This window comes from Pseudomonas sp. TR47, from assembly GCF_044143025.1.
GTDB lineage: Bacteria > Pseudomonadota > Gammaproteobacteria > Pseudomonadales > Pseudomonadaceae > Aquipseudomonas > Aquipseudomonas putida_E.
In genome coordinates this window covers 496,137-511,096 of the sequence record NZ_JBHFCS010000001.1, presented here as the reverse complement: position 1 = coordinate 511,096, position 14,960 = coordinate 496,137, and the positions used below count along the sequence as shown (strand labels likewise).

Here is a 14,960-nt window from a genome sequence, read left to right as displayed (position 1 = left end):
TAACAATTGATCAATTGCCCGGTGAAGGGGAGCTATGAACGATCATGTGGATTTTGTCGTCGCGCAGTGGGCGCAGGCGATGCCCTCGGTGGACGTCACATCCATGGAGATTTTCGGGCGCATGGCGCGCATCCAGAAGCATCTGGAGCGCATGCGTGCCGAAGCGCTGGCACAGTACGGCTTCAAGGAAGGCGAGTTCGATGTGCTGGCGACGCTGCGAAGGGCAGGGGCGCCGTACCGCCTGACGCCAACCGAGCTTTACCGCTCGCTGCTGATCACATCCGGGGCGATGACCAACCGGCTGGCCCGGCTGGAAAGCGCCGGCATGGTCGAACGTATTGCCGACGATCACGACAAGCGCAGCTACCAGGTTGCACTGACCGCGGCAGGTAAGGTGTTGATTGAGAAGGCTCTGCTTACACATACTGAGATTCAGGAGCTGGTACTGGCCCCTTTGAGTGCGAAGCAGCGCGCAGGGTTTGCGCAGCTGTTGAAGCAGATGCTCGCGTGTCTGCCTGGCGAAGGGGCGCCCAGCCAATGAACTGGAAAATTCAGGAGGAATTTTCATGCTGCACAGCAACTACCTCAAGCAGTTGGATCTGCAGGACATCGTGGTGTTTCTCAACCTGCTCGAGTTGCGCAGCGCCAAGCGCACCGCCGAGTTGATGAGCGTCAGCCAGCCTACCGTCAGTTATTGCCTCAAGCGCTTGCGTGGCTGCTTCGATGACACGTTGTTCGCTTCTTCCCAGGGCGTGCTGCTGCCCACCACCAAGGCCGAGAAAATCGCGCCCTACCTGCGCGTGGTGGTCGAATCGGTCAACCGCTGCGCGGAAGACGACAGCACGGTTTCGCCGCAGGCCGTGCGCAAAATCTGGAGGCTCTGCGCCCCGGAATATTTCGAGTTGTCATTCCTGCCCCAGGCCCTGGCGGTGTTGTCCCGCACCCATGGCAATACCTCGCTGCACCTGGACCGCCTGAGCCGTGACTTGCCAGTGGACCGGCTGATATCCGGCGAAATCGACATCGCCATCGGTTTTGGCCCGGGCTATCACCAGATGCATCCCGAATTGCAGTGGCAGCCTGTGCTCAATGACGACTTCGTGTGCCTGACCAGCCAGAAAACGCTGGCCAACGAAGGTGCCATGAACCTCGATGAATTCTGTGCATCGCCCCATGTCTTCCCTACGCCATGGGTCTCGGAAAAGAACATGGTCGACAGCTGGTTGGACAAGGTCGGCCGTTCACGCAATGTGCTGGTGCGCGCCAACGGCTATCAGGCCTGCGTGAACATCGTTGCCGCTGTGCCTTCCACCTTGGCATTGCCGGCGCGCTTGTTGCCGCACCTGCGCATCGCCCCGCAAGTCAAAGTCTGCCAACCGCCGCTGGGCTTCCCCAGTTTTACTCTGGACATGATCTGGGCACGCGATCGCAGCGACAGCAAGGATATTTCCAGTTTGCGCTCGTTGATCGAACAAGTGGCCGAAGCCCTGTTGACGGAACGATGACACGGCATATTTAAATTTTCGCAACGCCTTTAGATTTCTTAAAACCAACAGCGTGCTCATTTCTCTTACTGTGTGGTCATCGGGTAGCGGATGCCTACCTGAACCCACAGTTCACGGAGGAATGAGTCATGTTGGCGCAAGTTCAACCTTGGGTGTTCCCTTATTATCGGCAACCGACACCCTGCTACGGTTTTGAATGTGTAGTTGCTGTTGACCGTGACATGCGCGTCAGCGAGGTTATCAGCGGTGCAACACTTTACGAAGACCTGGCCCACAGCGGTGCGGTGATCTACCGCGATTTCGCAGATACCCTTGCAGACTTCAATGAGTTCGTCAGCGCACACTCGTCGCGCGTCACCTTTGACCCGGCGCGCAAGGCGGCTACCTCCAACACCGCGGAAATCGAGGCGGGGGTGCACGAGATGGGGCTGCACCGCGAGAATGGCAACCTGCCGTTCAACCCTGACCTGCAGTGGTTCTATTGCCTGGAAGCGGCTTCGGTCGGTTCGCAAACTACCCTGTGCGATGGCCAACGGGTGTTGTTCGACTTGTCGGCTAAAACCCGAAAGTTATTTGAGCAGCGCGATATACGTTATGCCCGGCGTATTCCATGGCAGAACGTAAAGCGCTTCCTCAGTATTGAACTTCAGTTACCGCTGGACGCCATTACGGATGACCACCTGCAGCAGGTCAATGATCAAGTGGCGGGGCAAACTTACCGGCGCATCGATCAAAACCTGATTGCTTCAGAGTTGATTATTTCCGCTGTGGAAACCAATTGTTTCAGTGGTCGCAAGGCCTTCTGCAATTCGATGCTGGGCCCCAGCGTCAATTACGAGCCGCCGCGTATTACCTGGGCTGATGGCGAAGATATTGCCCTTGAGATCTGGGATGAAATCAAGGAAGTGACCGAGCGCAATACCTACAGCCACTTCTGGCAGAAAGGCGACATCGTCGTGATCGACAACACCCGCGTCATGCACGGCCGCCGCCGGCTGGATGACACTTCGCGGCGCATTTTCGGCGCCCAGAGCTACCGCATCGGAGGTAACGGCCAATGATCAGCAAGAAAATGCAGGACTACCTGGCGGCAACGCCCGACCGCATCGTCATCCGTGAGATGGATGGCCGCACCCATACGCTGCACGAACTGCGTCGCGATGTGATGCGCCTGGCCAGTGCCCTTGAAGGGCGTGTGGGGCGCTGTGAACGCAAGGTATTCGGTATCGCCATGCGCTCATGCTACGAGTGGGTCTACACGCTGCTGGCCATTCAGAAAGTCGGTGCGGTGCTGTTGCCGGTGCCCATCGAGTTTTCCGACGACCAGATCGGCAGCCTGCTGGGCAAGGCCGCAGCGGTATTCGTCAGCGATGAAAAAACCGCCAACCGCCTGCACGGCATCCTGCCGGACAAGGCCTGCTTCATTCCGGGCCAGCTGATGAACCAGGCCATCGGCGAGGAGTGGCGCAACGAGGATGAGTTGATCCCGGAGGGCATCGTTTCGATCATCCATACCTCAGGCACCACCTCCAAACCCAAGGGGGTGATGATTCGCGACGAGGCGGTGGGGCTGTTGGTGGACAACGTCATGAAGCGCCTGCCACAACAACCGCTGCACTACTTCTCGATCGTGCCGATGAGCTTGTTGATCGAGCAGGTGCTCGGCGTTTTCATCCCGATCCTGTCGGGCGGTACGCTGACGTTGATGCCCGAGGGCGTGACCGAATATGGCGCGGCGAGCGGCAATGCCCGGCAGTACCTGGAGCTGATCGCACCCAACCAGCCCAATTTCCTGTACCTGCCGCCCAAGTTGCTTGAGGAGGCCAATGGGCTGCTTGAGCATTGCACGGTCGAGCAGCTGTTCGGCCCGCAACGCCCGCACATCATCACCGGTGGCGCGAAGATTCCGGCCACAGTGCTGGAGGCGCTGGAAGCGCGCGGCGTGCAGGTGTTCGAGGCGTATGGCCTGAGCGAGAACTCATCGATCATCTCGCTGAATTCGCCCGCCGAGCGGCGCATTGGCTCCGCCGGCAAGCTGCTCGACGGTATCGAACCCAAGCTGGTCGATGGCGAACTGCTGGTGCGCACGCCGACCCTTTGCGCGGGGTACTACAACGCTGACGATACCGCCTGCGACCTGTCCGATGGCTACTTGCATACCGGTGATATCGCCGAATTTCGCGACGGCTACCTCTACATCACCGGGCGCAAGAAACACGTGATCATCCTCTCCACGGCGCGCAACATCTCGCCGGAGTGGGTGGAGAACGTCTACAAGGAGAGCCCGCTGGTGGACGACATGATCGTCATGGGGGAAGGCAGGGACGAGCCGTGCGCCATCGTGCTCAGTGCTGCGGGCGCGGAGCGCGTACGCAGCGAAATGGCGCGCCTTGAACATCGCCTTGCCGATTTCGCCCGGGTTCGCCAGGTGCGCGTCATCGAGGATATCGCCTTGTTCCGCGAGCAGTTCTACACCGTCACCGGGCGGCCGCGGCGCGCGGAAATCGAGGCCCGCTTCATCGATCAGATGTACGCCTGAGTACGAGGGAGCCAGCATGTACATCGTGCGTAATTTCTATAAAGGCCGGCCCGGCTACCGATGCCTGCAAGAGGCGGTGCGTGCGCACTACCTCAAGCACTACCAGGCAACGCCAGAACCTGAGCCCGATCTGTTCGTATGCCTGACCGACCCTAACGGTGGCGCCCCGGGCTATGCCTGTGCCGGCATCAGTTACGGCGATTCCGGCAAGCTCTTCAGTGAGTATTACCTGGATCAGAGCTTGGATGAGCGCTATGGGCTGGACCGCGCCCGTATCGCCGAAGTGGGCGCCTTCGCTTCATTTCGCAGCGGCAGCGGTGCAGGCAAGTACCTGCTCAACAATGTCATCAAGACCCTGGCGCTGCGCAACTTCGGCTTGGTGGTGCTGACCGCTACCGAACAGGTGCGCCAGTTGCTGGCGCCGATCGTCGACAACCTCGAAGACCTGGGCGGCGCGGACAGAGGGCGGGTCCGGGACCCAGCCGTCAACTGGGGTTCCTATTACGACCACAGGCCGCGGGTGGTGGTGTCGCGTTTGTCATCGCCCAGCATCTGGATGAGTGCACCTGCGCCAGGCCTCGCCCAGCCCCATTTCGCCAATCAGGCATCTGCCTGACCTGATCACCATGCCGGGCACCACTGTGCCCGGTGTGCTGGAGGTAAACATGAACGCGACCAAGCGTTACGAGAATTTCATTGTGTTCCTGGCGCCGCTGATCAACAGCGTTGGCGGCATCGCCATCGACCTGTATGCGCCCAGCATTCCCTCCATCGGCCGGGAACTGTCGGCCAGCCCTGTATTGATGCAGAACACCATCACCATCACGCTGCTGTTCTATGCGATCGGCCAGCTGTTTTTCGGGGTCATGGCCGATGCCCGCGGGCGCAAGCCGGCGGTTCAGCTGGGCCTTGTGGTGTTTCTCGGCGGCAGCCTGCTGGCAACGGTTGCCACCTCGATAGAAATGCTGCTGCTGGCCCGAGCGCTGCAAGGGTTCGCTATTGGCGCTTGCCAGGTGGTCGCGCGGGCGTTGCTGGTGGACGTCGTCAAGGGGCCTCGCTTCTATGTGGCGATCATCTACCTGAGCCTGGCCTTTGGCCTGGGCCCGGTGATCGCGCCCTACGTAGGTGGGCTGATCGAAGTGCATCTGGGGTGGCGCTACAACTTCGTGCTCTATGCGGTATACGCGGTGATCGTGCTTGCCTTCGTGCTGGCGGGGCTCAAGGAGTCGCTGGCGGTGACGGGCAGGCGCAGTGCACTGCAGACCATCGCAGGCTACCGCTGCATCCTGGCCGACAGTCGCTTTCGTTCCTCGGTCGTCGTGCTCGGTTCCAGTTTCTCTGCCTTCTTGCTGTGGAACGTGTTCGGGCCGCACATCGTCCAGGAACGCCTCGGGCACAGCGCTCAGTACTTTGGTACCACGGCGCTTGCGGTAGGCAGTTGCTACCTGGTGGGCACCTTGGTAAACCGCGCGCTGATCCGTTACGTCAATGCGCATGCCTTGATGTGGGCCGGGATGGCGCTATTCCTGCTCGGTGTGGCAGTGATCGCCGCGATGCCGGGCGGTTTGAACCTGGTGACGATCCTGGGTGGCATCATGCTGGTCGCTTTTGGCCAAGGTTTCATCTTCTCCAATGCCATGGCCCGTTCCATGTCCCTGTTCCCGGACCGGGCAGGGGTAGCGGCAAGCCTGCAGGGGTGCTTGATGCTGGTGTTCGGCGCCGTTGCCTCAGGCATCGTCAGTGCCTTGCCGTTGGCATCCAACCTGGCTATCGCCGGCGTGTTCCTGATGCTTTGGCTGGTTTCGCTGTCGGGCATGCTGAGCGTGCGGATGCAGCGGCAGGCGTCGGTGGCCTGAGGCTAAGCAGTGCCGGGCGGGTTGGCTTGCGGGGCGCTGTCAGCGGATCAGCGCGGGGAGCGCTCGTACGTAAACCAACTCACTGATGAGCTCTATCAGCGTCTGCGTGATCACCGCCGCTGCCGCCAGCGTACGCATGTCCTCGGGCAATGCGAGCGCCAGCGGCAACACCACCAGCGAATTGCGCGTCGCGCTGCTGAATGTCACCGAGCGGGCCTCGGCCACCGGCAAACGCAGCAGCCGCGCCGAGGCAAACCCGAGCACCGGGGCCAGCAGCATGAAGCCGATGTACACCGGGATCACCGGCAGCAGGCGGTCGAAATCGCGCACTACCACGGCAATCTGCGAGCCGATCACTGCCACCAGCACCAGTGCCATCGCCGGCACCGGCATCCACGCCCAGGCCTCATTCCACACAGAAACGCTACGTGACCGGCGTGCTCCGGCCGAGGTGAGCACCGCCAGGATCAGCGGCAGCACAATCAGCAGCACGAACGCCTCCACGAATGGCGTGATGGAAATCGCCACTTCGCTGCTGTCACCCAGCATCAGCGCCAGGTACACCGGCAACAGCACCAGTTGCACCAGCAACAGCACGGGGGTGGCGGCGAGGGTAAGGCGCGAGTCGCCTTTGCCGATGTGGGTGAACACCACCACGTAGTCGATGCAGGGCGTCAGCAGCACCAGCAGGGCGCCGATGAGGATGGCCGGGTGCCCGACCAAGCCTCGGGTGGCGGCCCACACCAGTAGCGGGACAAAGATGAAGTTGGCCAGCAGCAGCGCGGCCATGAAGCGGCGGTTGCCCAGGCTTTGGCGCAGGTCGAGGAAGGGGATTTGCAGGAACATCGCGTACATCAGTACGGCGATGGCGGGGGTGACCAGTGCTTCCAGGTGGCGCGCGGTGTCGGTGGCCAGCAGGCCGAAGGCAGCGGCGGCGAGCACGGCGGCGAAATACAACGCAATCTGATGGGTTTCGAGTTGCTCTCTGGTCAAGGCGGCGTCCTGGCGTTCGCGGTGGGCGTGAGGGTGCACAGGGTAATACGCTGCGCCGCAATTGTGGTCGCCCGCTTGTTGTGGCTTGCAATGGCAAGGCTTGCCCGCAGGCATGAAAAAGCCCGGCACAAGGGCCGGGCTTTTCACATCGGGCTATCGCCAATCAGTTGCCGTACACCGGCAGCTTCTTGCAGATGGCCTTGACCTTTTCACGTACGGCGTCGATGACGGCGTCGTTGTTCAGGTCGGCGAGGATGTCGCAGATCCAGCCGGCCAGTTCTTTACACTCGGCTTCTTTGAAGCCGCGGGTGGTGACGGCCGGGGTGCCGAAACGCAGGCCCGAGGTCACGAACGGCGAACGTGGGTCGTTAGGTACCGAGTTCTTGTTGACGGTGATGAAGGCTTTGCCCAGGGCGGCGTCAGCATCCTTACCGGAGATTTCCTGCTTGATCAGCGACAGCAGGAACAGGTGGTTCTGGGTGCCGCCGGAAACGACGTCGAAACCACGCTCGATGAACACGCTGGCCATGGCCTGGGCGTTCTTCACCACTTGCTGCTGGTAAGCCTTGAACTCAGGCTGCAGGGCTTCCTTGAAGCAGATGGCCTTGGCCGCGATGACGTGCTCCAGCGGGCCGCCCTGGGCGCCCGGGAAGACGGCGGAGTTCAGCTTCTTCTCGATGTCGGCATTGGCACGGGCCAGGATCAGGCCGCCACGCGGGCCGCGCAGGGTCTTGTGGGTGGTGGTGGTGACCACGTCGGCGAACGGCACCGGGTTCGGGTACACGCCAGCGGCAACCAGGCCGGCAACGTGGGCCATGTCGACGAACAGGTAGGCACCTACTTTGTCGGCGATGGCGCGGAAGCGCGGGAAGTCCAGGACCTGCGAGTAGGCCGAGAAGCCGGCAACGATCATTTTCGGCTTGTGCTCGACGGCCAGGCGCTCGACTTCGTCGTAGTCGATCAGGCCGTTGGCATCGATGCCGTACTGGATGGCGTTGTACAGCTTGCCCGAGGAGCTTACCGAAGCACCGTGGGTCAGGTGGCCACCGTGGGCCAGGCTCATGCCCAGGATGGTGTCACCGGCCGACAGCAGGGCCAGGTAGACAGCGGCGTTGGCCTGGGAGCCGGCGTGCGGCTGAACGTTGGCGTAGTCGGCGCCGAACAGCTCCTTGGCGCGGTCGATGGCCAGTTGCTCGACCACGTCGACGTACTCGCAACCACCGTAGTAACGCTTGCCCGGGTAGCCTTCGGCGTACTTGTTGGTCAGGACCGAACCCTGGGCTTCCATGACGGCTGGGCTGGTGTAGTTTTCCGAAGCGATCAGCTCGATATGCTCTTCCTGGCGCAGAGCTTCTTGCTGCATGGCTTCGAAGAGCTCGGCGTCGTACTTGGCAATGGTCAAATCACGGCTGAACATAACGGTCCTCAAGGATCGGGCTGAATTGGGGGGGCATTCTAACCGATTGATTCGCGCCTGGCATATGAAGTGGCATCAAGTCGCGGACCAATGGCTTTCATGTTGCATCCCGCGCCCTGCCTGGGCTGGATGGGGGCGGGAGTTGACTTTGAAGTCCGCTTTCAGCAGGCCAGGGCCGCGCCAGCGGGCACCGGATCACTGGAACATGAACAGCGTCTCGTTGCTGAACTGCGCCTCGAACTGGCTGGCCGGCATCGGCCGCCCGAACAGGTAGCCTTGCACCTCGTCACAGCCATGCTCACGCAGGAACTCCAGCTGCTCGTGGGTTTCGACGCCCTCGGCGATCACCGCCAGGTTCAGGCTGTGCGCCATGGCGATGATCGCCCGGGCGATCTGCGCGTCCTGCTCGCCCTCGGGCAGGCCGTCGACGAAGGTGCGGTCGATCTTCAGCACGTCGATGGGGAACTGCTTGAGGTAGTTGAGCGACGAGTAGCCGGTGCCGAAGTCGTCCACCGCAATGCTCAGGCCCAGCACCTTCAGGCTGTCGAGTATCTGCATCGCTTCGTTCACATCGCGCATCAGGATGCTTTCGGTCAGCTCCAGCTCCAGGCACGCAGGCGGCAGGCCGGTTTCTTCGAGCACGGTGGCGATGCGCTTGCCCAGCTGGCCGTCGGAGAACTGCCGGGCCGAGATGTTCACTGACACCTTCGGCACGCGCACCTTGGCCTTGTGCCAGGCCTTGAGCTGGCGGCTGGCCTCGCGCAGCACCCAGTCGCCGACATCCACCACCAGCCCCAGCTCCTCGATCACCGGGATGAAGTCGCCCGGCGGCACCAGGCCGCGCGTGGGGTGGCGCCAGCGCAGCAGCGCCTCGGCACCGGTCAGGCGCTTGCCGTCGCCGCTGAACTGCGGCTGGTAGTAGAGGATGAATTCGTTCTGCTCCAGTGCATGGCGCAGGTCGCTTTCCAGCTCCAGGCGCTCCAGGGCGCTGGCGTTCATCTCGGCCTGGTAGAACTGGAAGTTGTTCTTGCCGCGCTCCTTGGCGTGGTACATGGCGGTGTCGGCGTTCTTCATCAGTTGGCTCAGTTCGCCGCCGTCCTGCGGGCTGAGGGCGATGCCGATACTGGCGGTGACGAAGAACTCGCGGCCTTCGAGCACGAATGGCCGCACCAGGCTGGCGAGGATGTTCTCGGCCACATGGATGGCGCGGTTGAGCGCCATTTCGCGGGTGGCGCGCGATTGCAGCAGCAGGGTGAACTCATCACCGCCCATGCGCGCCACGGTGTCGTCATCGTCGACACAGGCCAGCAGGCGCAGGGCCATGTCCTTGAGCATGCGATCGCCCGCGGCGTGGCCCAGGGAGTCGTTGATCGGCTTGAAACGGTCCAGGTCGAGGAACATCAGTACCACCCACGACTTTTGCCGCTCAGCTTGTTGCAGGGCAGTGTGCAGGCGGTCCTGGAACAGCGTGCGGTTGGGCAGGTGGGTCAGGGCATCGTAATAGGCCAGGCGATGAATGCGCTGTTCGCTGGCCTTGCGCTCGCTGATGTCAGTGAAGAAACACACATAGCTGGCCAGGTCGCCCTCGTCATCGAGCACCGCGGTTATACCGACCCAGGCTGGGTAGTGCTCGCCACTGCGGCGCTTGAGCCACACTTCGCCTTCCCAGCTGCCGCGCAGGTGCAGCTGTTTGAGTACGTAGCGCAGGTGGCCCTCCTGCTGGTCGTCGACCGTCAGCATGCTTGGCAGCTGGTCGAGCACATCGCTGACCGAATACCCGCTGACCCGGCTGAACGCTTCGTTGGCCTGCACGATGTAGCCGGCCGGGTCGGTGATGAGGATGGCCGAGGTTGAGTGTTCGAAGACCGTGGCGGCCATGCGCAGGTCTTTTTCCGCACGGCGTTGCTGGCTGATGTCGCGGCCCACGCCCAGCACACCCTCGAAGCGCTCGCGGTCGTCCCACACCAGCACCAGGCGCAGCTCGATAGGGATCTTGCGGCCATCGGCGCGCAGGCAGTCGAACAAAAACAGCTGGTTGGGCAGGTGCTGGCGCAGTTGTGCCAGCTGTTCCCGGTCGCCCATGGCCTTGCTGACCCGTTCCATCAGGCTGTAGATGCCGGTGAGCTGGGACGGGTTGGCGACAATCGACTGCCAGCCGTTTTCGAAGATCCAGTCGGTGTTGTAGCCCAGCACTGCCTGCACCGAGGGGCTGACGTAGTTGAGCTGCAGCTTGCTGTCGGTGGAGAAGATCACGTCGCTGATGCTTTCGGCGAGCATGCGGTAGCGCTGCTCGCTGTCGCGTAGCGACTGGCTGGCCTCGATCTGCACGGTGACGTCCTTGCCCACACCGATGATGCGGGTAACCTGGCCATCGCTGTCGCGGGTCAGCACTTGTTCACGGATGTCGTAGCAGCGCCAGCCGCCGTCACGGTGGCGGAAGCGCAGCTGGCAATGCAGTGACTGGCCGTGGCCGTTGGTGCGTTGCTGCTGGCGCAGGGCCTGGTAGTGCGCCGCATCCTCGGGGTGCAGCAGCAGCTCCCAGAAGCGGTCGCCCATCTGCGCAAGCTCGGTGCGGTCGTAGCCCAGGGTCTGGCCGAGGTGGCGGTTGCTGAAGATCATCCGCTGGCTGAGCACGTCCTGCACGTACAACTGGTCGGGCACGGTACGCACCACGTCCGACCAGAAGCTTTCGCGCTCCAGCAGCGACAGCTCCACCTGCTTGCGGCTGGTGATGTCGCTGATGCTCAGGATCACCGCCTGGTAGTCGCGGCGCTGTTCCGGCAGCCGCGCCATCAGCCACAGGTGCAGCTCACCGCCCAGGGGGGCGGGCAGGCGCACTTCCAGTTCCAGCAGCGGGCGCTGCTCGATCAGCGCATCGATCAGTTGCATGCCGACGCTGTCACGGCCGTCGCCGCTGCCGTCGATCAGCCGTTGCCAGGCCCCTGCGTGGCAGTCGACGTTGAGCAGCTGGCGCGCCACTTGGTTGATTTCGGTGATCTTCAGTTCCAGCAGCAGCGAGCGGCGCAGGCTGGAGTCGAGTGCCAGGCTCTGCTTGAGCGCGGCGAGGTTGCGCAGGTGGTAGCGGTCAAGCTGGCCGGGCAGGCTGGAGAGGTCGAGCACGCACAGGGCTACGCCGGTGCCCTCGAAGATTTCCTGGTAGCGCCGGCGGTCCTCCTGCAGGGCGCGCTGGCGGCGGCGCATGTTGATCAGCGCCAGTACCGGCAGTAGGGCACAGAACAGCGCCAGCAGGCACTTGCCCAGCAGTGCCGGCAACAGTTTCTGCTGGGCAAGGCCGGCATCGAACAGGCCCCGCAGCTGCCAGACACTGTTGTCGATGAAGACCAGCATCACGCTTTGCAGCGGCTGGTCGCTGGTCTGCGCTGGGGCGTGGCGTTCCAGCACCTCGCCGCTGCGGCTGTTCTCCAGCAGCCACAGGGGGTGCCCGGGGCCGTCCAGGTGCTGGGTCAGGGTGCGGTAAAAATCGTTGGACAGGCGCAGCAGCCAGTAGCCGCGACCCTGCTCGGTGGCCTGGCGCAACAGCAGGTAGACGGTGCGGTTGTCCGCCGAGTTGGCGAAGAAGTAAGGCCGGCCCTGGTTCAAGCCGAACAGCTCGTCAATCAGCGGGCGGTCGGGGCTGCCGGCCAGGCTGTCGCTCTGTAGCCGCCCACTGTGGTCCAGCCAGGCCAGGTCGCGGAGGTTTGGCAGGCGCTCGCGCAGCGTGTCGAGCAGGCTGGGCAAGGCGGCAGGCGAAGGCGCTTTGACATACGGCTGCACCACATTCAGCGCCTGCTGGGCCTTGAGCGCCATGTTCAGGCCCAAGTGGTCTGCCAGTTCGACGCTTGCGTCCAGGTGCTGCTGGCGCTGCTCGGCCTGGGTGTGGCGGAACTGCGAGAACAGTTGCCAAAGCAGCAAACCCAGCAGCAGCAAAGCCAGCAGTGCCAGCGCACCTTTGACCGAGCCGCGCACCGGAGCGGCTGGGGCCGGCGTGACAGTGCGCGGCGAGGACGGATGATTGAGATTGGTCAAACCTTGGTCCTGCTATTGGGCTGGCGACGGCAGGGATTGATATGCACGGTGTATGCCGGTGCCTGGGCTACCGCACCGCGGTTGCGCACTATAAGGCCGTATACCCGAAACGGGCTAGCATGCCTGTCATTATGGCAAAGTGCCAGCCCTGCTATCGGGTGCCGATGGTCGCGATGAAACCTGCCCGTTCGGCAATGCCTTGCTTGCTGTGCGAGAATGCCGCCCGCTTCAATGACAACGCATCGGAGATGTTCGGTTTTGGTTACTCACTTTTCCACCAATGGCCTCGATTCCGCCTGTGGGCGCAGCAGTCAGACCCTTGTCAGCACTGCCGTGACCGAGGATGTATCCTGCAAGTCGTGCCAGCGTTCGCTGGTCAAACCTGAGGCCTCGGCCTCGAAAGCCAAGGCGCCGTCGCTGGCCGAGCTGCGCAAGACCGCCAAGGCGGCAGTAGCCCCGGTCGAAGCTGGGGCTGAGGCTGCAGTGAAACCGGCCAGCAAGGCCGTGAACAAACCTGCCGCCAAGCCGGCCAAGGCTGCCGAGCAGCCTGCCCGCCAGGGTGGTTTCAGCGTGAAATCTGCCTGGGCCGCGCGCCTGGCCGGGCAGGGCGACCGTTGCCGCTTGCCGCGGGGCAAGGCAAAGCAGCGTCACGTCTGATTCGTGTGGGGCCAGCACCGGCCTCATCGCCGCCAATGGGCCGCACAGCGGCCCTGTTGACCCCACCATCCGACCACCCTGTGCAACGCCGCGCGTTGGCGTAGAATGGTCGACTTTGTTCAATGACACCCCGTAAACACATCCGCCTGGCCACCTGGCCGGGGCGATCGTCGATGTCTTTACCTATCTGATTAGAGGGCTTGGTTTTGGCTCAATATGCATATCTGCGCTATTAGTTTTTGGTTGCGTTTTCTGATTGAGCGATTTTCCCCCTAAAGTTCTGGGCTCCAGCCTATCGGCAATGGCAAAAAATCTAAAAAACGTTGCCTTGTCTAAACTTTAGTAACCTTTTGGCGCTTTTGGGGCCGGATGTAACCTCGAAACTTAACTTTTTTCATCTGGCAGAAAGCGCGGTTCGCCGGTCATCGCATTTGTGGCGCAACTCTAATCTCTAAAACTGCAGGTCCTAAGCACCCTACATGCTGAACAGACAGCTGAAAAGTTTGATAGCTGTATAAGATTGCAGAATTTGTAGGTGTTCTGGTGCACGCATGGATCATGCTTGGTGTTCGACTTTTTAATTTTAGCGAAAGTTATCTAGTTGCAGATGCTTGCAGGTTCTCCCGGCCAGCATGCTGGTTCGCGGGTACCTGGCTATCCTTGGAGTGGCATTTTTACAGAGGGCGGCTCATCGTCCTCGCAAGCAAAGCCGCTCGTCGACTGTCATTGAAAATCCGAGCTGAGGCTTTGGAAATACTGGACAAATAGCCACCCTAGGCGATACTCTTGCAGTAAGCTTGGTGTAAGAGTTTTTAGAGTTTGCACTATAGTAATTATTGGAAAGGAGTCCGTTCATGTTAGCTCTCATTGATTCAGCCTGTTAGTTGTACTGCTTAGGGCAAGAATTGGTTTCATGAGTTGACGACTCTGAGAAACAACCTAATTGCAGGACCATATCAAATGGCTAACGGAAAAATACTACGGCAGCTCTTCAAGGCCGGAACGCTCGGAGATCAGGCGGCCTTCCGTCGTGCTTCGGAAGCTATTATCGAAGAAGAGCGGCAAAAACAGCACCACCTTCTGGCCAACGATTTGGAACAGATTCTTTACGGCGGCGACATGCATGTTCAGTCCGCACGTAAACCGCAATTTACCGCTGACATTCCTGTAGATAAGGAGCGTGGACTTCCGCTTCTCGATATTAGGCCGCCCAAGCGATCGCTTGAAGAGATCATCCTCCCTGAGAGCAGTGCCGTCATGATCGAGGAGATGCTTGAGGAGCATCGCCGTTCTGAGGTCCTTCGCAGTTACGGCATGAAGCCATCAGGCAAGGTCATTTTCTTCGGTCCACCAGGTTGCGGTAAGACTCTTGCGGCTGAAGTGATCGCCTTCGAGTTGGACCGGCCACTGGCTATCGTCCGGCTCGACGCACTGGTGTCGTCGTTCCTCGGAGAAACTGCCGCCAACCTGCGAAAGGTGTTTGAGTTCATTTCCAGGCATCAGTTGGTTGTTTTGTTTGACGAGTTTGATGCGATTGGCAAAGAGCGTGGTGATAGTTCTGATCACGGTGAGCTCCGCCGTGTGGTCAATGCTGTATTGCAGATGATGGATGCTTACGATGGTCAGAGCCTCATTTTGGCAGCGACCAACCACGAAAGTATTCTTGATTCAGCAATTTGGCGCCGGTTTGATGACGCCATTGAATTTCCACTTCCTGATAGGAAACAGCTTACCTCGTTGTTGCAGCTAAAGTTGCGGGGTATTCGCCGACAATTTGAGCTAGATGACGGCGAGTTGCTGGCAGAGCTTGAAGGGAAAAGTGGTGCCGATGTCGAACGAGTTGTTCGGCGTGCCATTAAGCGTATGATATTGCGAAACCAAGAGTTCCTCACCATCAAAGAGCTTCGTAGTGCACTGGTGCGAGAGGGGCTTCGAAAACACTGATCCGCTGCAATCAAGGACGATGA

The 14,960-nt window shown here is 61.1% G+C and carries 11 protein-coding genes; 8 read left to right on the top strand and 3 right to left on the bottom strand.

The annotated features are described in order from the left end of the window. Nucleotides 1-34 precede the first annotated feature (34 nt). The 6 genes from ACEWE8_RS02355 (at nt 35) to ACEWE8_RS02330 (ending at nt 5,900) form a co-directional block, all read left to right on the top strand. On the top strand, nt 35-541 hold the full coding sequence (locus ACEWE8_RS02355) for a MarR family winged helix-turn-helix transcriptional regulator (protein ID WP_012316321.1): 507 nt from the start codon (nt 35-37) through the stop codon (nt 539-541). A gap of 25 nt (nt 542-566) precedes the next feature. Continuing rightward, nucleotides 567-1,505 (top strand): LysR family transcriptional regulator, encoded by a 939-nt coding sequence (locus tag ACEWE8_RS02350; protein WP_012316320.1) that lies wholly within the window; start codon nt 567-569, stop codon nt 1,503-1,505. A gap of 128 nt (nt 1,506-1,633) precedes the next feature. After that, entirely contained in the window at nt 1,634-2,566 is a 933-nt protein-coding gene (locus ACEWE8_RS02345) for a TauD/TfdA family dioxygenase (RefSeq protein ID WP_395589211.1), read from the top strand. Beyond that, nucleotides 2,563-4,044 carry an AMP-binding protein gene (locus ACEWE8_RS02340; RefSeq protein WP_012316318.1) on the top strand — a complete coding sequence of 494 codons (1,482 nt, stop codon included), beginning with the start codon at nt 2,563-2,565 and terminating at the stop codon, nt 4,042-4,044. The genes ACEWE8_RS02345 and ACEWE8_RS02340 overlap by 4 nt, the downstream gene beginning before the upstream one ends. 16 nt (nt 4,045-4,060) lie before the next feature. Further along, nucleotides 4,061-4,660 (top strand): thermostable hemolysin, encoded by a 600-nt coding sequence (locus ACEWE8_RS02335; RefSeq protein WP_046784621.1) that lies wholly within the window; start codon nt 4,061-4,063, stop codon nt 4,658-4,660. A gap of 49 nt (nt 4,661-4,709) precedes the next feature. Continuing rightward, the gene (locus ACEWE8_RS02330; RefSeq protein ID WP_046784686.1) at nt 4,710-5,900 is read left to right on the top strand and encodes a multidrug effflux MFS transporter; all 1,191 of its coding nucleotides are present in this window, start codon (nt 4,710-4,712) and stop codon (nt 5,898-5,900) included. 39 nt (nt 5,901-5,939) lie between these two features. Here the strand turns inward: ACEWE8_RS02330 and ACEWE8_RS02325 are convergent, their stop codons facing one another. The 3 genes from ACEWE8_RS02325 to ACEWE8_RS02315 form a co-directional block, all read right to left on the bottom strand. Continuing rightward, entirely contained in the window at nt 5,940-6,893 is a 954-nt protein-coding gene (locus tag ACEWE8_RS02325) for an arsenic resistance protein (RefSeq protein ID WP_046784685.1), read from the bottom strand. A gap of 163 nt (nt 6,894-7,056) precedes the next feature. Further along, nucleotides 7,057-8,310: a serine hydroxymethyltransferase gene (gene glyA / locus ACEWE8_RS02320; protein ID WP_012316314.1), complete on the bottom strand. Its 1,254-nt coding sequence runs from the start codon at nt 8,308-8,310 to the stop codon at nt 7,057-7,059. Between the two features lie 195 nt (nt 8,311-8,505). Further along, nucleotides 8,506-12,336, bottom strand: coding sequence for a GGDEF and EAL domain-containing protein (locus ACEWE8_RS02315; protein ID WP_046784619.1), 3,831 nt, complete (start codon nt 12,334-12,336; stop codon nt 8,506-8,508). 258 nt (nt 12,337-12,594) lie between these two features. On the opposite strand from ACEWE8_RS02315, the gene ACEWE8_RS02310 reads away from it, so the two are divergent. Both ACEWE8_RS02310 and ACEWE8_RS02305 read left to right on the top strand, forming a co-directional pair. Further along, nucleotides 12,595-12,993: a hypothetical protein gene (locus ACEWE8_RS02310; protein WP_046784618.1), complete on the top strand. Its 399-nt coding sequence runs from the start codon at nt 12,595-12,597 to the stop codon at nt 12,991-12,993. A gap of 960 nt (nt 12,994-13,953) precedes the next feature. Then, entirely contained in the window at nt 13,954-14,937 is a 984-nt protein-coding gene (locus ACEWE8_RS02305) for an AAA family ATPase (RefSeq protein WP_046784617.1), read from the top strand. The last annotated feature ends 23 nt before the right edge of the window (nt 14,938-14,960 follow it).

What these genes read in the sequence shown, in the direction of transcription:
- ACEWE8_RS02355 (WP_012316321.1), top strand. Translation starts at nt 35, where the DNA reads ATGAACGATCATGTGGATTTTGTCGTCGCGCAGTGGGCGCAGGCGATG.
- ACEWE8_RS02350 (WP_012316320.1), top strand. Translation starts at nt 567, where the DNA reads ATGCTGCACAGCAACTACCTCAAGCAGTTGGATCTGCAGGACATCGTG.
- ACEWE8_RS02345 (WP_395589211.1), top strand. Translation starts at nt 1,634, where the DNA reads ATGTTGGCGCAAGTTCAACCTTGGGTGTTCCCTTATTATCGGCAACCG.
- ACEWE8_RS02340 (WP_012316318.1), top strand. Translation starts at nt 2,563, where the DNA reads ATGATCAGCAAGAAAATGCAGGACTACCTGGCGGCAACGCCCGACCGC.
- ACEWE8_RS02335 (WP_046784621.1), top strand. Translation starts at nt 4,061, where the DNA reads ATGTACATCGTGCGTAATTTCTATAAAGGCCGGCCCGGCTACCGATGC.
- ACEWE8_RS02330 (WP_046784686.1), top strand. Translation starts at nt 4,710, where the DNA reads ATGAACGCGACCAAGCGTTACGAGAATTTCATTGTGTTCCTGGCGCCG.
- glyA (WP_012316314.1), bottom strand. Translation starts at nt 8,310, where the DNA reads ATGTTCAGCCGTGATTTGACCATTGCCAAGTACGACGCCGAGCTCTTC.
- ACEWE8_RS02305 (WP_046784617.1), top strand. Translation starts at nt 13,954, where the DNA reads ATGGCTAACGGAAAAATACTACGGCAGCTCTTCAAGGCCGGAACGCTC.